The sequence below is a fragment of the Streptomyces soli genome (assembly GCF_003999195.1).
Taxonomy (GTDB): domain Bacteria; phylum Actinomycetota; class Actinomycetes; order Streptomycetales; family Streptomycetaceae; genus Actinacidiphila; species Actinacidiphila soli.
Genome location: NZ_RJVR01000396.1, coordinates 1 through 19,035, shown reverse-complemented (window position 1 = coordinate 19,035; position 19,035 = coordinate 1). Strand labels below are relative to the sequence as shown.

The window sequence follows — 19,035 nt, the reverse complement described above, 5'->3', positions numbered from 1 at the left end:
CGGCGCCGTGCTCGGTCCATGTCCGGGGCGCCAACGCGCACACCGCCCCCGACCCCCGGTCAAACCAGGTCAAAGATCAAACACTCCGGGGCCCTGCCGCGAGCATGCGCTGCTCGACCTTCTGACGTTCGGCGCGGGCGACGTTGTACAAGTCGATGAGGGTGCCGAGGTCTTCCTGCTCGGCAGCGGCATGTTTGATGTACCTGGCAATGTTGAGGTCGTACCCGTTCAGTACGATCTCCGACAGTGGAGCAAAGTGTGCTGCCAGGCCGCCATCACCGTCGAGGTCCACCGGGTTGCCTTCGGCGTCGAAGTCGGACTGGTAGGCGGTCACCGTGTCGGCGATGTCCGCGTCGGTGAGGACGTTTCGGTTCTTGCCCTTGGTGAACCGCTTGGAGGCGTCGATGAACAGCACCCCGTCCCGGCGCTCCTCGGCCTTGGTGCCGGGGGCACGGAACACGAGGATGCAGGTCGGGATGGAAGTCGAATAGAAGAGGTTGGCCGGCAGGCCGATCACGGCTTCCAGGAGGTCGTCGTCCAGGACGCGTTGGCGGATGGCTGCTTCCTGGCCGCCTCGGAAAAGGACGCCATGGGGTAGGACGACGCCGGCGCGCCCCTTCTTCGGGTCCATCGACGCGATCATGTGCTGCACGAACGCCCAGTCAGCCGACGACTGCGGGGCAACACCGCCGATGGCGCGGGGGTCGTTGGTCCAGGGCTTCCACTTCAGGCTGTAGGGCGGGTTGGCGACGATCACGTCAAACTGCGCGATGGACCCGTCTGGCTTCTTGAAGCGCGGGCCCTTCAGGGTGTCGCCGACCTCGACCTGGAACTGGGTGAGGTTGTGCATGAAGAGGTTCATGCGTGCCACGCCGGCGGTGTCCGGTACGGCCTCCTGCCCGTTCAGGCTGAGCGTGTAGCCACGCCCGCCGTGGGCCTTCAGGACGTTCGCGGAGGCGATGAGCATGCCGCCTGACCCGCAGGTCGGGTCGTACACCGACTCGTAGCCCTTGGGGTCCAGGACCTCGACGATCAGCTCGACGACCTCGCGCGGGGTGAAGAACTGGCCGGCGCGGGTGCCGGACCCGTCGGAGAACCGCTTCAGCAGGTACTCGTACGCCCCACCGAGCACGTCGTGGGACATGTTGCCCTCGTGCATCTTCGGGGTGCGGTCCATCGCCTGCATGACCGCCGCCAACACCTCCCCCGACAGCACCTCTTCGGAGGTCCAGGTCATGGACCCGAACAGGCGGGAGAACTTGTCAGGGTTGGCCGTCTCGATGGCCTGCAGGGAGGCGCGGACCCGCTGGCCGAGGCCGGGCCGGGCGATGGTGGCGAGGATGGACGACCAGGAAGCGCGACGCTCCTGGACGGTGCCGGGGTGGATGAACGGGATCTCGAACGACTGGTAGTCGCGGTACTCGATCTCGTGGGCTTCCTCGGCAGAGAGGTCGTCCAGGCCCTCGTTGTCGGCCAAGAACTCCTGGTGCTGGTGCTCCCAGGTGTCCGACAGGTACTTCCAGAACATCAGCGGGAAGACGACCGAGGAGTATTGCGCTTCGGGCATCGCCACGCGCAGCTCGTCGGCGGCGTCCCACAACCGGTTCTCGATCTCCTGCTGGGTCACTGCCATCAGTCGGGGGTGTCCTTGCTCGTCAAAGGGTGGCGACCCAAAGGCCGTGGTGTTCCTGCGGGTCACCCTATTTCGGGCGTGCCCGGCATGTATACGCCGGGCGTGTCCTGCCGGGTGAACACGCGCCGCGGGGCGTCGTATGTCTGCGACATCGACGACCTGTACAAAGCAGAACTCACCCTCCCCCTGGCCTTCTCCCTCAACTCCAGCACCCAACCAGAAGCCGAAGTACGCCGCCGCTTCGCGACGGCCTGCGCCTGTTCAAACTCATGCCGCGCATCGTGACCGACGTCCAACGCCTCCTGTAGCCCGACAGTCGGATTCGCGGCTAGAGATCGTGAGGGTCGCGCTTGTTGCCCTGGATACGCAGCATGATCACCGTGCGAGGGCGGGGGTCGCCGGCGGGCCCAGGTACGGTACGGACGTGGACGCAGGCCGGTACTGAAGCCATGCCGCGCGGCTTCTCGGTGAGGTCCAGGACGACGAGGAAGTTCACCGGCCGGCCATTGACCTGATAGGAGATCGCCTGGGGCAGGAAGGCGCGGGCGTAGGCGTCCCAGGAGGGGTCTTTCCAGTCGCGCTTGAGCTCCAGGGTGATCAGCTCGTCGTGGGGCCGCCAGGCAACGTCGACCCGGCCGGCGCCGACATTGCTCACTTCCAGGTCCACTCGCAGTCCCTGGCCCCGCAGGAAGTCACGAAGGTCCTTGCCGAGCTCTTTCTCCAACGGCTTGGGATCGTCCTTCTTCAGTTGTCGAAGGTACTTGCGGCTGTCGCCGCCGAACTTCTGCGTTTCGGACAGCCGCAGGTCCAAGAAGCGCAGCAGCAGTAGCACCATCCTGTCGATGTCAGCGGCGAACTGGCCTGTGTAGCCGTCGGGACATTGCTGGCCTAGTTGTTCCTGCGCGTATCGGTAGGCGGTGGCGATGGCGGGAATCTCGTCGACGGGCTCTTGAGCTTGTCGCCCCTCCCACATCTCTTCCAGGCGCTGGGTGAGGTCAGGGAATGGGGCGAGCAGGGTCTGCAATCGGTCAGCATCGCCTTGGGGGAGCGGTAGCCCGGCGAGCGTGGCCGCCGGGCGGTCAGATTTTGGGTGAGGCGCCGAACCTCCGGCGGCGAGGGCAGTGCGCAGGGCGATGGCCTGCACCCGGACCAACGGGGTGGTTGGGTCGTCGTCGCTGTCTGATGCGGTGCTGAGTTCTTCCAGCCACTGATCCAGGAGAGCCATCCCGCCCTCGTGTGCCAGGAGGGTTTGCTCTACGCGTGGTGCGAGTAGTGCGTGGAGGCCTGGAGCTTCTGGGGGCTGGTTATGAGGGCTGGTCGGGAGGGCGCCATTGGTGGGGGCGAGCAGGTCCAGGCTCCGGTGGGCGGTGTAGACGTCGACGAGGTTGCGGACGACGGCGGCTGCGTGCAGCCACGCGCGTGGGTTGTCGGCGGCCTGAGCTCGCCGGAGGGTGTCCAGGAGGCCTTGCCACGCGCCTAGGGTGTCAAGTCGCGGGGTGCGCCATCCGGGCGGGAGGCCCAGTAGGTTGAGGCGGATTTCCAGGATGGCTTCTTGGAGACGGCTGATGGTGTCGTCGGAGACGAGGCTGCCTGAGCCGTAGGCGAGTACGGCGTCGATGGCCGCGCCGAAGGCCGCCGCATCGGGGCGCTCCTCATCACAGTGGGCGTCGCGCAGATATTGGCGTGCTTTGAGTAGCGTCGGTCGGGCCTGATCGATTGTTTCTGCGGTGAGAGCCTGGCGGAGCGTGAGCATGCCCAGCTCGAAGACGGCGTCGTCGGCGACATCGTCATAGTTCAACAGCTCTTCCAGGAGAACTGGGATTTCCGGCACTGGGAAGTGTTCGGCGACCGCGCCGGCCACACGCGTGGCGCGTTCAGCGAAGTCCTCGTCGACGCGTGGCAGTTCGCGGCGGAGACGTCGTAGCCGGTCCAGTAGGCCGTAGGGGCTGGCGGTCTCGGCGAGGACCAGACGGGCGCTGGCCTCGAGGGCGATGCCGCCGAGGAGGTCGAGCCTGGTGCGGCTGGCTTGCAGCCACACGTCGACCAGGTCTTCGCTCAAGTGGCGGATGGCCTCGGGGTGGGTGAGGAATGTGGCCACGACTTCCTCGAGGAGCAGGGGGTCGTCAAGTTCCCCGGCAGCGGCGAGGAGAAAGTCCCGTGTTGCCTCGTCTTCGAGCGCGGTTGAGTCGTCACACAGCAAACAAATGAGAGCCGGCAGCTCATCGTGGTCCAGCAATTGGTCCCGTGAAGTGGCCAGCAATCTGGTGCCGCCCAGGTTGGCCAGGGAGGGCAGCGGATTGCCGGCGCGGCGGGCGTCGAGGAGCGGCTGAAGGGGGTCGCCTGTACTGGCTGGCATCGCTGCCTCCTTTCGCCCGCATGGACGGTCTAGTGGACAGTAGGGTCTACGCCTGCCCCGGTCTGGCGCCAGGGTGCGTTCGTGTGGCCCTGCGATTCACCACAGTCGCTCGCCTACAGGAGCCAGGCGCAGCTGCCCGTCCGGGATGATGGAGGCCACGTCCTGCCCGCGTGCCGTTGCGATGATGACTTGCAGGTCCGGCGCCAGCTCGGTGAGCTTGACCAGATCCTGAAGCATGAGCTGCAGGTCTTCGCTGTTGACTTCCTCGGCGCCGGGGGAGTCGATGACCAGAAGTCCCGGGTGTCGACCCACGCCACTGTGGATGCCATGTCGCAAGAGAGCGGTGGTAGTGACGATCTTCAGGCGCAGCTGTTCACCTTCGGTCAGGGATCCGTATGAGTGCTGCTGTCCGCCTTTCCAGACGGTGAGGGTGGCACCAGTGCCGAGTTCCACACGTTGGAGCATCTCCAGGCCCAAGGCGCGCCCCATCGTCACGATGTCTTGCTCAACGGCCCTGAGGACTTCCTTCAAGGCTGCGGTGCGGCGGACATGTGCGGTCTTCTCGGCAGCCTTGAGGACGGCGTTGGCCTGCTCAAGTGGGGCGATGTCGATTGCGGCATCCATCTCCGCGAAGCGCCCCTTGCGTTCGGCGACGGCACCCTCGAGGTGCGCCACCTCCAGTTCGAGTGCGTGGCGGTCGGCTGCCGGGGGGGACTCCACGGCGGTCTTATGAGCCTTCTCGGCTTCGACCAGGGCGTGTGCGGCTGTTGTGGCCCGCTGCTGGCATGCGGCTAGGACACCAGCCGCCTCCTCGACTGCTCGTTGCACGTCCACAAGGGATTGCCGCAGGCTCTCCTTGTCCTCTGCTTCCTCATCGCCCAGCGGCCCAGTGTCCTGGTCAGCCAGGTCGGGCAGCCGGGACGTGCACAGCGAGCAGTGCCCATGCTGCTCCTGTGCCCAGCGGTCCGCGGTGACCTTCCCGTCACAGCGCGGGCAAACGGTGGGCATGAGCGTGTGGAAGAAGGCCTTGGCGAATGCAGCTTCTTGCGCGGCCTGGAGTGTCGACGCGAGGGTCTGTCGCTGCTCTTCCAGCGCATCGTGCTGCCCTCGGGCAGCTGCCATCTCCCGCTGCGCGTCGCCAGCCTCCTTGGCGGCGGCGGCCAGGGCCTGGTATGTGCGCGTCAGGTCAGCGGCGGCCTGGCCCTGATCACGCAGCGTCTCCAGGCGAGTCTGCATTACTTCCAGCCGGCTGGTGAGCTCGCCCAGTTGGGCCTGTCGGGCTAGGGCGTCGGCGGCTGCCCGCTGGCGGGCGGCGGACAGCTGGGCGGCGACGACCTTCTGGGCGACTGCGGCCGCGACCATCGTGGGCGCCCACGGTGCTCCAAGAAAGAGCTCCAGCAACCGAGTGGGCAGGGCATTCTTCGACTCGTTGCCCAGCAGGTGGCCCAAGCCAGCCCGGCTGATGTGCAGGCCGCTGGCGTAGGACGGCCAGGACAGCTCACCAGTGATGGGCAGGGCCTCCACGTTCCCCCGCGGCTTCTGCTGCGTTTTGAGTGGTTCCAGGCCGAGGCGTCCCATCATGAAAGCATCCATCGACTCCTCGAAAGCCTTCAACCCTTGGAAGGACACCAGCACCGCGCCCGTCTCCTTGGAGACCACGGCTCCTGAGGGAATGCCTCCGCTGACAATCATCTCCACCAGGAGCGGCTCGTCATCGAGGAGGAACTCGGTGCGCACCCGGTGCAGCCAGGTTCGCACATCGCGCTGCAGCCCACTTCGGCCCCGCAGGCACCACAGGATGACCTCCAGCACGCTGGACTTGCCCGCCTCGTTCTTGCCTGACGAGGCCAGGCACCAAACCCCGGGCCCCAACTGCCAATGGAACCGGAACGGAACTCCTGAACCAGCCTCCTCGCTGGTGTCGGGGGTGGGGCGCAGACCTTCGAATTCCACCTCGGTGACCCGCAGTCGGTGCGGGCGCGGCAGCGCGGTGTGAGCCCGAACGCCATGCTCGGCCAGCACCTCGCGCACAGCTTCCATCGGCTGCCCGGACACGGCGGCGACCTCTCCGAGCCATGCTTCGACCGGTCCGGCGGTTTCTTCGACCCGTTCGCTCACGCCAGCCCCTCCCGTTCCAGCGCCGCTTTCAGACGCTCACGCACCCGCACAGTGACGCCCCCGATCAGCTGACCCTCGGGGGTTTGGGCGTACTCCTCATGGCCGTACTGCAGAGCCTTCAGTTGAGCGCCGGACATGCCCTCTGTCGCCATCGCCACATAGGCGATCTGCTGGTCGTACCAGGCCAGAAGTGGCTCGGTAGTACGGAGCTTCTGAGCCTGAGCGGCCCCTGCTTCCAGCAGGTAGTAGTCCCGGCGTCGCACGAACTCGTCCGAGGTGCGGCCTGCCCTTCGTACAGCTATCAAATCCAGGTGCCGCAGCACACTCAATGGGTTGTTGAGTGGCTCGTAGGCGCCGTGCCGGTCGCGCAGCATCCGGTAGGTATGCAACTCCGGCTCGCGATCCTCCAGCACCGCCCGGCCGTCCAGCAACCGCTCAGCGGGCAGCCGACCCTCCTCCCAGCCCTTGATGATCACATTGGCCAGGTAGTCCGGGTTGCGTACCAAGAAGTCGAGCTTCTGCAACTTACGCTGCGACTGGATCACTCGAACTGCGGACTCCGGGACTTCCTCAGCGGCCGTGCACTCGTCGCCGAGGCGATCCAGGATGAACAGGATGCGCACCGCCGTCTGCCCCGAGGTCGGCGAAACACCGATCCCAACCACCCCCACCGCGCTGCGGAATCTTTGTCCCCCCGACGTAGCCCAGCAGAGACACGCTGAGTACACGATCAGTGACCTTACTGGGGCTGTACTGATTTGTGGAGCCTTTGTGACGGCTCACCTTGCAGAAGGCCGGCTCAGGGAGCTTGCCCAGGCAGGCCTGCCAGCTTCTGCCGAGGCAGCACCTGGATGGCGCGTATGGGCTTTCACCAGCCGGGAGCACTGTGCGAAACGGCCTCTACTGGAAACGGCGTCGCAACGTCGCAACGTGTTGTATCCATTTCCAGGCACGCCCCGCGAAACGGCGGGTAGACGGCGATCGGTCAGTCCCGCGAGGCCCCTTCGGGCCAGACGATGCGCACAGGCACGCGGACGCGCCGGGCGTAGGCGACGACGTCGGCGGTGCCCCGAACCTGCGGGCCGGCTGCCCGTCCCACACGGCGATCAGCTGGTCCGCGAGGCCCACCACGATCTCTCTGCCCGCCTGGTGCGCCTGCGACGTCGACTCGCGCATCCCGGTGTGGTGGACGTCGCTGGGAAACGGCCTCAAAAGGAAACGGCTTACGCCGACCCGCTCGCTGCCCAGCACCAGCTGGCGTACGCGATCTTCTGCAAGGGGGGCGCGGGTGCCGGTGAGGGCGTGGGCGGAGTCGGCAACGCTTGCCAAGAGCGCCGCGGCCTACAACTCGGGCACCCTCAACCAGGCGTGGGAGGCCGGCGTGCAGGGGGTGCAGGTCTTCGACGGCGCCAGGTGCGGCTGGACCAGCCACAAGGACCCCGACAAGGCCACCGGGAGCCTGCGTACCGTGGAGGAGGCGGCGGCGTGGTCGATCTCCCACCCGCGCTGCGGACGGGCGTTCGGGCCGCGCCCTGACGTCGCCGTGGTGTGATCAGGCCGCCGGGGCGGTGCCGTACTCGGCAACCCAACGCTCGCCGAGAAGGACGATGTCCGCGGTCTCCACCGGACGCCCCGACGCCTGGTCGTAGTAGGTCCGTGCGATGGCGAGGACAAGCACACCGGGGGCCACACCGAGACGTTGAGACTCCGTGCGGGTGGCAGTACGCGAACTCACCCGCTCCACCGGCTGGCCGACGTCGATGCCGATGACGGCCATGCGGTCAGCGACGCCGATGCCTCGATGCGGCCCGGCCTCCGGCAGCACGATCAGGGAATCACCAGTGATCGCGAGCGGCTCCCAAGACTCGGCGAGCTGCACGGGCACGTCGTCCGCCAGGTAGATGTACGAGGTGTGCATCACCGGGGCACCGACGTCGATGCGGAGCCGGTCGGCGACGCGGGCGTCTGCGGTGGCGGTCGATGACTCGTGCCGCCAGCTTCCGTCCACGCCCTGCTCGGCGAACGCCGCTTGCACCGGCGACCCGTCACCAGCCCGGCCACGGGGGCGGCGTACCAGCACGGGCGCGGGTTCCTGGGAGCGGACGTAGTAGCCGGCGCCGTGGCGGCGGAGGACCAGGCCCTCATCGGCCAGCAGACCGTACGCCTTCTGGCCGACGCCCGTACTGCAGCTCCACTGCTGCTGCAGTTCGGTGAGAGACGGGAGCTTGTCACCCGCCCGGAGCTCGCCGCCCTCGATGCGCTGCCGCAGGGCGTCGGCGATGCGGAGGTACAGCGGCGTGTCGTCGGTGTCGGTCACGGTGCGCCGCCCCCTTTTGGCTGAAGTGGGTGACAGAGTATCCAGCACAGCTCTACTCTATGTGCACAGTCGAACTCTGCACATAGAGCGGGGGCGAGTCATGCAGTTAAGCACGCGGGCGGCTGCGGTCAGAGCAGCCATTGAACATGCCACCCAGGAGACCGCGACGGTCACTGAGCCTTTGCCGGGCATGGTCCGCATCACCGCGCGCGCCGACATCGGCGACCCGGAGCGATGGGCGCAGACGCGCCGCGCGATCCAGGCCGGCGACCGTTGGGGCTCTTGCGACGGCATCGGCGAGATCCTCGTGTGGTCCGAACTGCGGGAGACCCGGTGCCCGTAACGAATACGCCCGACGAGGGCACGACCGTGCAGACGTGGGAGATGTGGTTCACGCCGTTTCCCAAGACGGTGTACATCGCCCGCCGTCAGGTCGGCCGGACCCTGACCGGCTGGGGCGTGCCCGACGACGCGGTGGACACCGCTGTGCTGATCACGAGCGAGCTGGTCACCAATGCGATCCGGCACTGCGACACCCAGCACCTGGTGCACGTGCACATCACCGACGACGGCGACGAGCTGCTGCTGGAGGTGTCCGACCCCAGCCGCCAGTCTCCCCAGCCGATGATCGTGCCGAGCGACGCCGAGAGCGGGCGTGGCCTGATGCTCGTGCGGTTGGTCGCCGCCGACTTCGGGTCGCGTGACCGCGATCCGGTCGGCAAGACCGTGTGGGCGACCGTTCCCCGGCTGCCTGCGCCTTGAAGACTCCGGCCCGGCGGCGTGTTGTCCCCGTGCACCCTGCCGGGCCGGATCCATCTGCCGCTTCTACAGGACAGGTGCGGCCTGACCACTGGACCCCCCATGCCTTTACTCCACCGAGCGTTACGGCTGGCCGGCACCTGCCGGCGGCACTCCGCAGCCCTGTGCATCGCAGCGTCATCGCTGTTCTTACCGCCGGTCGTCATCTTCACCGGCGACCGATGCCTGCACACGCTCACCCACTGGATCTGACATCCACCCCGATCCCGGCCAGCTATCCGGCGGGCCGGTCGCACCAGGAAGGACCCGCATGACCGCACAGGTGGACCCCAACCGTGGGCAGGCGCTGCGCATCGCGCTGGCCGCCAAGCTCGCCGACGACGGGGCGCTGCACGACGAGCAGTGGCGCAACGCTGTCGAGGGGGTACCCCGACACCTGTTCGTGCCCGCCTACTGGCGGCGCGGCCCGGACGACAAGCCCCAACGGATCGACCGCGACGACCCCGACAGGATGATGGGGGCGTACGAGGACGAGGACCTGACCGTGCAGATGACCGACAATGTCGCCACATCCTCCTCCACGAGCCGTCGCTGATGCTGCGGATGCTGGAGGCTCTGCACGTCGGTGACGATTCGCTGGTCCTGGAGATCGGTACGGGCACCGGCTTCAGCACAGCGTTGCTGTGCCACCGCCTGTCCCCCGAGCATGTCCTCACCGTCGAGGTCGATCCGCAACTGGCGGGCGCCGCCGAGGCCCGGCTGAACCTGCTGGGCTGGCGCCCTGCTGTGCGCGTCGGGGACGGGGAGCTCGGCTCGGTCGGCACCCGCCGCTTCGGCGCTCTGATCGCCACCTGCGCCATGCCCGACATCCCGCCCGCGTGGCTCACCCAGACCCGGCCGCGCCGGTGCTGGTGGTGCCGGTCGTGGTGCGGCTGATGCGGCACGAAGTCGGCACCGCCTGCGCCAGGTTCGAGCCGTGTCCCGCGTCGACCAGCCGGCGCATGTGCTCGGCGGCGTGGGAAGTTGTCCAGGAGTCGCTGCAGCTTCGCCACGGTGTACTGTTTTTGTCCCGCTCAGCCAGCACCAGGGCGAGCTCGTCGCCGTCGGCTCCTTGCTCTGGTCGTCGAGGTGGTGCCGCCCGGAGAGGGTCAGTTAGGCATTTGCGTTGTGGACCGGACGATGAGTTGAGGCGATATCAGTGTGCCCTGCGTCTTGTTGGCAGGGTTGCTCAGGCGGGCGTCAAGTCGCGCGATGCTTGCGATGGCCAGGTCTTCGACTGGTTGGCGGATCGTCGTCAGCGGCGGGTTCGCCATCTCCGCGAAGGCGATGTCGTCGTAACCGGTGACTGACACGTCCGCGGGTACCTGCTTGCCGTGCTCGTTGAGTGATTGGAGGACGCCGAGCGCGATCACGTCAGCACCGCAGATGATCGCGCTAACCGGCCGCCCGGACGCCAGCAACCTCGTCGCGGCCTCTCGTCCCGACGTCGTAGTGAATTCTCCGAGGTGCTCGTTGGCTCTCGGCACCAAGCCCTTTGTTGCCGCTCGAAATGCCATCAAGCGGCTGTAGCCGGTAGAACTTGACGCCCGAGCGCTGACGAAGTGCAGTGCTTTCGCGGACGCCAGCCCAAGGTGTTGAACGATCATCGAGATGCCGGCGTCGTCGTGGCCCACCACGAAGTCGCTTTCGACTCCGTCCACGACGCGGTCCAGTTGAACAGTGGGGATCCTCGCTGCCGCGGTCGCGACGGCGGTGGCGCTGCGCTGACGATCGCACGGCACGATGATGAGCCCGTCCACGCGCCGGTCGAGCAGGGCGTGCACTCGCGCTTGCTCGATACCTGGATCGTCGAGGGAATCGCTGAGCAGAACCTCGCGTCGGGTCGTCTGAAGAGCGCGGACGACAGCCTCCACCAGTGCGGCGTAGTACGGGTTGCTGATCGCCGGGACGATCATGCCAATGGTGGCCGTCGCGTTGAGTCTGAGCGCGGCCGCCAACGGGTTCGGCTGGTAGCCGAGTTCGCGCGCCGCTGTCTTCACCAATTCCACTGTGCGAGGTCGCACGGACGGTACATCGCGAAGCGCGCGAGACACCGTGGCGATGGAGACACCGGCGCGGAGTGCGACGTCGTGAATCGTGGGTCTGCTCTGCATGTAAACGATTCCCTTCGCCCGGACCGGCCGGGGAGGACTCTACATCGCAGGTCTCCCGTGGTCATCGTCTGGACCCCTTGACGTCGTGCGATACCTGCGCTTACGGTCATGGCCACCCAAATGTAAAGCTTTTCTCGGCAGGAGTTGCAGTGGCAGACATCGTGGTCGTCGGGAGCATCAACATCGATTCCTCGTTCGGCATCGATCGCCTCCCGCACGCGGGCGAGACCCTGCAGGTGGAAGCCGGACACACGGCCATCGGCGGTAAAGGCGCCAACCAGGCTGTGGCACTAGCCCGCCTCGGTGCCGACGCCGCCATGATCGGGATGGTCGGAACGGACGACGACGGCGATCTTGCGCTGACGCGCCTGCGTCGTGAGGGCCTTGCAGTACCTGAGGTGCGACGTGGGCGCGCACCAACCGGTCGAGCGATCGTTTTGCTCGGCCCATCGGGTGAGAGCACCGTGCTCCTTGCCGCGGGCGCCAATGCCGATCTTGGCCGCGAGGACGTCCTCGAGCACGGAAACCTTCTCGCCTCCGCTCGTTGTGTCCTCGTCCAACTCGAAACAGGCGACGAAGCCGTGAGGGCGGCGGTGGAGTCTGCGACGAACCTCGTGGTACTCAATCCAGCTCCCGCACGCACGGTGCCGGACCACATCCTGAAACGGGTCGATGTCCTCGTCCCGAACCGGCTCGAGCTCGCGCAAATGTGCGGACTGCCAGGCGCGCCAGCACGCCTCGAGGACGTTGAGGAGTTGGCGCGAGGCCTTGCTGGCCCGCGGGCCATCGTCGTGACGTTGGGCGGCGATGGATGCCTTGTACTGCAGGACGGAACAGCCACGCATCTGCCGGCCGAGCCCGCCGAGGTGGTGGACACAACCGGAGCCGGCGACAGCTTCTGCGGCGCTCTCGTGAACGCGCTCATGAACGGGGCCGACCTCGTCGAAGCAGCGCGGGCGGCCACGGCGGCGGCCGCGGTTTCCGTTGCGCGATCAGGCGCGATGGATTCACTGCCCACTGCGGCGGAGCTGCCCCCGTCTGCCGCAGCGGCCGGTAATCAGGGGGTCGAAGCACCAGGAAAGAAGGTTACGTCGTGAACCGGAAACGCATCATCGTCGACACCGACCCCGGCATCGACGATGCCCTCGCCATCCTGTACCTCCTCGGCTGCGAAGACGCCGACGTCGTCGGCGTGACGACAGTCGCGGGCAACGCAGACATCGACATCGTGACCAGCAACGCTCTGTCGATCCTGGAGCTGGTAGGTCGCAGTGACATTCCCGTAGCGGCAGGTGCGCATGGCCCCCTGAACGGTCAACGACCGCCCAAGTCGTCGAGTTCTCACGGCGCCGACGGTCTCGGGTCGGCGCCGAGGCCGGTACCCCAGCGTCAAGCAGTTGATCTCGGCGCCGCCGACTTCATCGCGAGCGTGGTGTCGGAGAGTCTCGAGCCTGTCAGCATTCTTGCGATCGCGCCCTTGACGAATATCGCCACGTTCTGCCAACGCTATCCGGAGCTGCTGCCCAAGATCCAGCAGATAGTGATCATGGGTGGCGTTTTTGGAGCCGGGAACGTCACTCCGTACGCCGAATTCAATACCTGGTCCGATCCGGAGGCGGCAGAGATCGTTTTCGCGTCGCCCGTTTCCACATTGCTCGTTCCCCTCGACGTGACGAACCACGTGACGCTCGACACCGCCGACCTGGCAGCGGTGCCACCGGGACCGGTCCATGATTTTCTCACAACCGCAAACGAGTATTACGCCGATGCTCGCGAGGTCAGGACGGGAAGCCGCCTGACGGTACAACACGACGCCGGCGCTGCTGTCTGTCTCATGCACCCGGACATATTCGGCGTGGCAGAAGGAGCTGTCGTCGTCAACTGCGACGCCAGCCCACGACGCGGACAGACCACCCAGGAGCCCTTCCCGTCCACAGACGGGGTGACGAAACGAATTGCAACCGATCACAATCAGCATTCGTTCCAGCAGGAACTGCTACGCAGCCTGCAGCGCCTAGCCAGCACCACCCGCACCTGATCAACGTCGATCGCAAACGCCGCCCTCTCATCGCCAAGTCGCGAAGGAACAACAATGAATCGCAATATCTGTACGACGTCCAGAACGGCAGTCGCAAGCGCTGCTCTCCTGCTCGGGCTGGCCGCCTGCTCATCGTCGCCCAGCGGGAACAACGCCGGATCGACACCGACGAGCGCGGGTGCCTCTACCGGAACAGTAGCTGCCGCCGCGAAACTCCTTCCCGCCGCAGTCAAGTCCAAGGGAACGCTCACCGTGGGCATGGAGGCGCAGTACGCGCCTTTCGAATACCTCGCAACCGACAACAAAACGATCACCGGTTTCGACGCCGACTTCGCCCAAGCGCTCGGTGGGGCGCTCGGTCTCAAGGTCAATTTGACTAACACTTCCTTCGACAGCATCATCCCCGGCCTTCAAGGCGGCAAGTACGACCTTGGCATCTCGGCATTCACAGACACCAAGGCACGGGAAAAGGTGGTCGACTTCGTCACCTACTTCTCCGAGGGTCAGAGCCTCATGACTCAGGCCGGCAACCCTGACCATCTGGACATCAACAATCTGTGCGGCAAGACGATCGGTATCGGTAAGGGCGGCACCGAAGAACTCATCGTCGTCCCCGAACTGAGCAAGGCATGCCAGGCGGCAGGAAAGCCCCCGATCAACAAGAAGGTCTTCAGCGGCCAGGACGCACCCAACCTCGCCGTAGCCAGCGGGCAGGTCCAAGGAACCATCCTGGACCAGACCGTAGCCGAAGCGACAGCGAAGGCATCCAACGGCAAGTTCTCGGTGGCAGGGCAGCCGATCGACAAGTCGCCGGTGGGCATCGCCATTCCGAAGACGACCGGGATGACCAACGCCGTCCACGCCGCTGTGCAGGCGCTGATCGACAACGGCACCTACAAGAACATCCTCGCCAAGTGGAACGTCCAGGCCGGCGCCATCACCACGAGCCAAGTCAACGTCGCCAGGAGCTAAAGTTCAATGACACGTGACACGAGTCCGATAACCGGTGGGAGCACCGTTGCAGACGGACATACGGCTCTAACTGAAGCGGACGAACTAGCCGACCTGCGCGTCGAACGGACCCCGCGCCCGGGCCGCTGGATAGCAATTGCAGTCATCCTCGTCCTCGTAGCTATGCTCGGTCACGCCCTAGTGACCAATGCCCGGTTCCAATGGTCAGTCGTCGGTCAGTACTTGTTCAACGGTTTCATCTTCGGTGGCATACTCCGCACTTTGGAGCTCACCGGTCTGGCCATGCTCATCGGTGTCCTCGGGGGCATCGGACTGGCCGTCGCGAGACTTTCCGAGAACCCGATCCTCAGCTACATGAGCCGGCTCTACATCTGGTTCTTTCGGGGGACCCCCGTCCTGGTGCAGGTGCTCATCCTGTTCAACCTGTCGGCTCTGTTCCCACGATTGTCGCTGGGCATACCGTTTGGCCCCGACTTCATCTCAGGCAGCCCCAACACCTTCTTGCAGGCGTTCACCACGGCAGTTATAGCCCTTGGCTTCAACGAGGCGGCCTACATGGCCGAGATTGTTCGCGGCGGCCTACTGGCCGTGCACCCAGGTCAACGGGACGCTGCCTCCGCCATCGGCATGACGCGACTGAAGTCGATGCGGTACATCGTTCTTCCGCAAGCCATGCGCATCATCATCCCGTCGACAGGAAATGAAGTCATCGGGATGCTCAAAAACACGTCCATCGTCAGCGTCATCGCATTGCCCGAATTGCTGTTCTCGGCCCAAATCATCTACTCGAGAACGTACCAAACTATCCCGCTCCTGCTGGTGGCCAGCATCTGGTATCTCGTCATGACCACCGTCCTGACTCTGGCCCAGACCCGCCTTGAACGCCACTACGGCCGGTCGGACCGATCCACCGCAACTGGTGTCCGGTCATGGTCCCTGCTCAGGTCGGTGCGTACCAGCATGCCGAATCGAGGCGCAACTCAATGACCACACCTGCTGCACCCCTCGTACGAGCCCAAAAAGTGCACAAGTCGTTCGGCCAAGTAGAGGTTCTTCGCGGAATCGACCTGGATGTGTACTCCGGTGACGTCCTGTGCATCATCGGACCCAGCGGATCCGGAAAATCCACCTTTCTGCGATGCATCAACCACTTGGAAAAGATCGACAGCGGCCTGCTGATGCTTGACGGCAAACCGATCGGATATCGGCGCAGAGGCAACACGCTGCGCGAGTTGAAGGATCGCGATCTCGCTACGTTCCGAAGCCAAGTCGGCATGGTTTTCCAGCACTTCAACCTCTTCCCACACAAGACAGCGCTGCAGAACATCACCGAAGGTCCCATACGCGTCAAGGGAATCTCCCCGACCGCCGCACGCGCTGAGGCCGAGCAGCTTCTGGAACGCGTCGGGCTCGCGAAATTCGGTGCGAAGTACCCGCGGCAACTCTCTGGCGGTCAACAGCAACGCGTCGCGATCGCCCGCGCGCTGGCCATGCATCCCAAACTTCTGCTGTTCGACGAGCCGACCTCAGCGTTGGACCCCGAACTAGTCGGCGAAGTCCTAGAGGTGATGCGTGACCTCGCACGCGACGGAATGACCATGATCGTCGTGACCCACGAGATCGGGTTCGCACGCGAGGCCGCCAGTAATCTCATCTTCATGGACGAAGGAATAATCATCGAGCAGGGCGACCCCCGCGAAGTGATAAGTAACCCGCACCACGAGCGCACCAAGGCTTTCCTGTCCGCGGTGTTGTAGCGATCGACCATCCGGCCGGAACCAACAGGAGGATGCCTGGCTAGGCATGCGGGCATCCCATCCTCGCCAAGAGACGTTGACCGTGGAAGCCGGCAACGCCCGTTCTGACCGCTACCCCTCGGGCGCAATGACCTACCGATGGACCAAGCCCAGCCATCGACAGAGCCCAGTGACCCAGATGTTCAGCTCACAAGCTTCAGTAAACCACTTCGACAGGGCGCAACAGGAGTGAGATCCGCGGATGACAATCCGACCGAGGCCAGCCGTAGACCAAATAGACCCCTACCGCGCAGGGCGCCGGTCCGCGCAGAGCCACGGCTCACTCGCCTCGAATGAATCACCATACGCTGCCAGCCCGCGGATTATTCAAGCAATCGGTGCAGCTGCACACCAGCTGAACCGCTATCCCGATGCTCTGGCCGCTGACCTACGGGCACAACTGGCAGCGATGCACGACGTCGACGAAGATCAAATTCTTGTCGGCAACGGATCAGACGAGCTGATTTACCTGCTGGCGTGGGCCTATCTTTCCGATGGCGGACGCGCACTGTGCGCAGACCCGGCGTATCGCATGGATGAAATCACCACACATCTGGCAGGTGCGACGCTGCTCAAAGTGCCGCTCAGAAACTGGGCTCACGATCTTGAACGCATGAGCGAGGTGGAGACAGACCTTTGCTACGTCGTGAATCCGCATAACCCAACCGGGACAGCTCGCACTGGTGCTGAAATCTCGGAGTTCGCGAAGTCAGCCAAGGCGAAACTGGTCGTTGTCGACGAGGCGTACATCGACTTCGTTGACGATCCTGACGCAACGACCGCGATCCCCCTCGCAAGGGAAGGCAGAGTCGCCGTCCTGCGAACCCTGTCGAAAGCGTATGGTCTCGCAGGGCTTCGTGTCGGCTACATCGTGGCAAGCGCCGAGATCATCAAGGTGCTGCAGAAAATCCGCGCACCGTTTTCCGTAGGAACCCTCGCGCAGGCAGGTGCTCTCGCAGCGCTCTCGGACGTCACGCATCGCCAACGGATCCGAGAGCACGCGATACAGACACGGCAGATCGTCCACGACCTGTTCAGCAGTGCTGGCTACTCAGTCGTGCCCTCACAGGCGAACTTCGTCCTGGTTGTTGCCCCCGAGGACGAATTGCTCGAACGACTGAACGATCACGGTATTAGCGCGCGCCCTGGTTCGACGCTGGGGCTGCCCGGAACAGTTCGCGTCAGCGTGCCATCAGAGGACGGTCTCGCGCTCCTTCGCAGCGCCCTGGGGACATGACCTCATTGCAACGTCCCTGCTCGAACTTACTCGTCTTCTAATTCCGCGTTGGATAAAGCGAATGAAAGAGGCTAATGCAAGTGCCGTCGATACAGGTATTGTCCTCGCGGCTGCCAAACAGCCGGCTGTTGACGGACCCTGACATCACCAAGGCTTACGCACGAGACCAAGCTGCCACTGTGCACGCCGGGACGCCGGCTGGAGTTCTCCTGGCCCACAGTGTCGAGGACGTCTCGACGGCCCTCAAATGGGCGACGGAAAACGGCGTGACCGTGGTGCCGCGGGGGGCAGGAACAGGCCTCGCCGGCGGCGCGGCAGCGCTCGATGACTGCCTGGTAATCAGCACCGCACGGATGGACTCGATTATGAGTTTGTCGGCCATCGACCGTATGGCCGTCGTGGGTGCTGGTGTCATCGGAGCCGACCTGGATCGCGCCGCCGCCGAAGTCGGACTGATGTACGCGCCTGATCCCGGCAGCTTCACAACGTCCACGATCGGCGGGAACCTCGCCACCAACGCTGGCGGATTTCGCTGCGTGAAGTACGGAGTGACACGCGACTCGGTGCTTGGGCTGGAAGTCGTGCTCGCCGACGGTCGGGTTCTGCACACGGGAAGCAGCGCGATCAAGAACGTCACCGGCCTCGACCTTACGGGACTGTTCGTCGGTTCAGAAGGAACCCTCGGCATCATCACCTCCGCGGTGATGAAGCTCCGGCCCCGGCCTCGGCATGCGATCGTCACGACCGTCGGCACCTTCCCGTCTTTCAAATCCGCGGGCGATGCCGTAGCAAAAATCGTGGGCCACGGCATCGTGCCGAGCATTCTTGAACTCATCGACGGGCCCACACTGCGCGCGATCAGCGAGTGGAAACACATGGAGCTCGACTCCGGCGCTGTCGTCATGCTCATCGCCCAGACCGATGACGCTGACGCGATGGACGTCGCAGAAGAGATCCGCAGCCATTTCAACGCCGCAGGCGCCGACTTTGCCGAGATCTCACAAGACGCGGCTGAAGCGGACCAGCTACTTGAGATTCGAAGGCTTGCCTATCCTGCGGCCGAAAGATTGGGCACCTGCCTCGTCGAGGATGTCGGAGTGCCCCGCTCCAATCTTCCACGCCTGCTCGAGCACATTGAAGCAGCGGGGCAGATGTTCGGTGTTCACATCATGACCGTGGCGCACGCGGGCGACGGGAACGTCCACCCGACTTTCGTCTTCCAGCCCGAGCAGGATGGATCCGTGCCGGAAAGAGTTTGGCAGGCAGCCGACTCGATCTTCCGACTCGCGCTGGACTTGGGCGGCACCCTCACTGGCGAGCACGGAGTGGGCGTTCTCAAGCAGCGATGGGTAAATCTCCAACTCGGTGAAAGTTCGATGCAAGTGCATCGCTCGATCAAGGCGGCTCTCGATCCGCTCGGAATCCTCAACCCAGGCAAGGCGTACTGATATGCATAACGTGGTCATCGGGGCTGGCGGGGTCGCCGCGGAGGATGTGCTGGCGGTGGCGCGGGGTAACGCGCGCGTGGAGCTGTCGGCGGAGGCGCTGGCCGGGATCAGGGCAGCGCGGGAGGTGATCGAGGCGCTGGCGGCGAAGCCGGAGCCGGTCTACGGGGTGTCGACGGGCTTCGGGGCGCTGGCGGTGCGGCATATCAGC

The 19,035-nt window shown here is 65.1% G+C and carries 19 protein-coding genes and 2 pseudogenes; 14 read left to right on the top strand and 7 right to left on the bottom strand.

From position 1 onward, the window contains the following. Positions 1-76: 76 nt before the first annotated feature. Positions 77-1,633, bottom strand: a complete 1,557-nt coding sequence (locus tag EFK10_RS46290) for a type I restriction-modification system subunit M (RefSeq protein WP_127361621.1) — start codon at positions 1,631-1,633, stop codon at positions 77-79. 135 nt (positions 1,634-1,768) lie between these two features. Between EFK10_RS46290 and EFK10_RS51715 the strand changes: the two are divergent. Beyond that, positions 1,769-1,938 (top strand): annotated as a pseudogene (locus tag EFK10_RS51715) (type I-E CRISPR-associated endonuclease Cas1e); the annotation flags it as partial. A 23-nt stretch (positions 1,939-1,961) separates the two neighbouring features. Here EFK10_RS51715 and EFK10_RS48345 read toward each other — a convergent pair. The 4 genes and pseudogenes from EFK10_RS48345 to EFK10_RS51710 form a co-directional block, all read right to left on the bottom strand. After that, positions 1,962-3,989, bottom strand: coding sequence for a hypothetical protein (locus EFK10_RS48345; protein WP_164836501.1), 2,028 nt, complete (start codon positions 3,987-3,989; stop codon positions 1,962-1,964). A gap of 96 nt (positions 3,990-4,085) precedes the next feature. After that, positions 4,086-6,107: a hypothetical protein gene (locus EFK10_RS46270; protein WP_127361619.1), complete on the bottom strand. Its 2,022-nt coding sequence runs from the start codon at positions 6,105-6,107 to the stop codon at positions 4,086-4,088. Continuing rightward, positions 6,104-6,730, bottom strand: coding sequence for a hypothetical protein (locus EFK10_RS46265; protein WP_127361618.1), 627 nt, complete (start codon positions 6,728-6,730; stop codon positions 6,104-6,106). Before EFK10_RS46265 ends, EFK10_RS46270 begins: the two co-directional genes overlap by 4 nt. Before the next feature lie 362 nt (positions 6,731-7,092). Beyond that, positions 7,093-7,304, bottom strand: a pseudogene (locus EFK10_RS51710) (hypothetical protein); the annotation flags it as partial. A gap of 91 nt (positions 7,305-7,395) precedes the next feature. Between EFK10_RS51710 and EFK10_RS46255 the strand changes: the two are divergent. Continuing rightward, a complete protein-coding gene (locus EFK10_RS46255; protein ID WP_206305860.1) occupies positions 7,396-7,659 on the top strand; it encodes a hypothetical protein in 264 nt (87 codons plus the stop codon). Here the strand turns inward: EFK10_RS46255 and EFK10_RS46250 are convergent, their stop codons facing one another. After that, positions 7,660-8,424, bottom strand: a complete 765-nt coding sequence (locus tag EFK10_RS46250) for a GntR family transcriptional regulator (protein WP_127361617.1) — start codon at positions 8,422-8,424, stop codon at positions 7,660-7,662. A 100-nt stretch (positions 8,425-8,524) separates the two neighbouring features. Between EFK10_RS46250 and EFK10_RS49155 the strand changes: the two genes are divergently transcribed. From EFK10_RS49155 to EFK10_RS46235, 4 genes are all read left to right on the top strand, one after another. After that, positions 8,525-8,767 carry a hypothetical protein gene (locus EFK10_RS49155; protein WP_206305859.1) on the top strand — a complete coding sequence of 81 codons (243 nt, stop codon included), beginning with the start codon at positions 8,525-8,527 and terminating at the stop codon, positions 8,765-8,767. Then, positions 8,758-9,186, top strand: coding sequence for an ATP-binding protein (locus tag EFK10_RS46245; protein ID WP_164836496.1), 429 nt, complete (start codon positions 8,758-8,760; stop codon positions 9,184-9,186). Before EFK10_RS49155 ends, EFK10_RS46245 begins: the two co-directional genes overlap by 10 nt. Before the next feature lie 307 nt (positions 9,187-9,493). Next, a complete protein-coding gene (locus tag EFK10_RS46240) occupies positions 9,494-9,778 on the top strand; it encodes a hypothetical protein (protein WP_127361615.1) in 285 nt (94 codons plus the stop codon). An 8-nt stretch (positions 9,779-9,786) separates the two neighbouring features. Continuing rightward, a complete protein-coding gene (locus tag EFK10_RS46235; protein WP_164836494.1) occupies positions 9,787-10,119 on the top strand; it encodes a methyltransferase domain-containing protein in 333 nt (110 codons plus the stop codon). Between the two features lie 212 nt (positions 10,120-10,331). Here EFK10_RS46235 and EFK10_RS46230 read toward each other — a convergent pair whose 3' ends face one another. Further along, complete coding sequence (locus EFK10_RS46230; protein WP_127361613.1) at positions 10,332-11,336, bottom strand: LacI family DNA-binding transcriptional regulator; 1,005 nt, start codon at positions 11,334-11,336, stop codon at positions 10,332-10,334. Between the two features lie 149 nt (positions 11,337-11,485). Between EFK10_RS46230 and EFK10_RS46225 the strand changes: the two genes are divergently transcribed. From EFK10_RS46225 to EFK10_RS46190, 8 genes are all read left to right on the top strand, one after another. After that, a complete protein-coding gene (locus EFK10_RS46225; RefSeq protein ID WP_240677886.1) occupies positions 11,486-12,433 on the top strand; it encodes a ribokinase in 948 nt (315 codons plus the stop codon). Continuing rightward, a complete protein-coding gene (locus EFK10_RS46220) occupies positions 12,430-13,374 on the top strand; it encodes a nucleoside hydrolase (RefSeq protein WP_127361612.1) in 945 nt (314 codons plus the stop codon). The genes EFK10_RS46225 and EFK10_RS46220 overlap by 4 nt, the downstream gene beginning before the upstream one ends. A gap of 54 nt (positions 13,375-13,428) precedes the next feature. Next, a complete protein-coding gene (locus tag EFK10_RS46215; RefSeq protein ID WP_127361611.1) occupies positions 13,429-14,346 on the top strand; it encodes an ABC transporter substrate-binding protein in 918 nt (305 codons plus the stop codon). A gap of 6 nt (positions 14,347-14,352) precedes the next feature. Next, the gene (locus tag EFK10_RS46210; RefSeq protein ID WP_127361610.1) at positions 14,353-15,333 is read left to right on the top strand and encodes an amino acid ABC transporter permease; all 981 of its coding nucleotides are present in this window, start codon (positions 14,353-14,355) and stop codon (positions 15,331-15,333) included. Then, positions 15,330-16,103: an amino acid ABC transporter ATP-binding protein gene (locus EFK10_RS46205; protein WP_127361609.1), complete on the top strand. Its 774-nt coding sequence runs from the start codon at positions 15,330-15,332 to the stop codon at positions 16,101-16,103. The genes EFK10_RS46210 and EFK10_RS46205 overlap by 4 nt, the downstream gene beginning before the upstream one ends. A 241-nt stretch (positions 16,104-16,344) precedes the next feature. Next, positions 16,345-17,379, top strand: a complete 1,035-nt coding sequence (gene hisC, locus EFK10_RS46200) for a histidinol-phosphate transaminase (RefSeq protein ID WP_127361608.1) — start codon at positions 16,345-16,347, stop codon at positions 17,377-17,379. 80 nt (positions 17,380-17,459) lie between these two features. Beyond that, the gene (locus EFK10_RS46195; RefSeq protein ID WP_240677885.1) at positions 17,460-18,827 is read left to right on the top strand and encodes an FAD-binding oxidoreductase; all 1,368 of its coding nucleotides are present in this window, start codon (positions 17,460-17,462) and stop codon (positions 18,825-18,827) included. A 1-nt stretch (position 18,828) separates the two neighbouring features. Then, the coding region (locus tag EFK10_RS46190) for an aromatic amino acid lyase (protein WP_164836492.1) at positions 18,829-19,035 on the top strand (207 nt) is incomplete at its 3' end.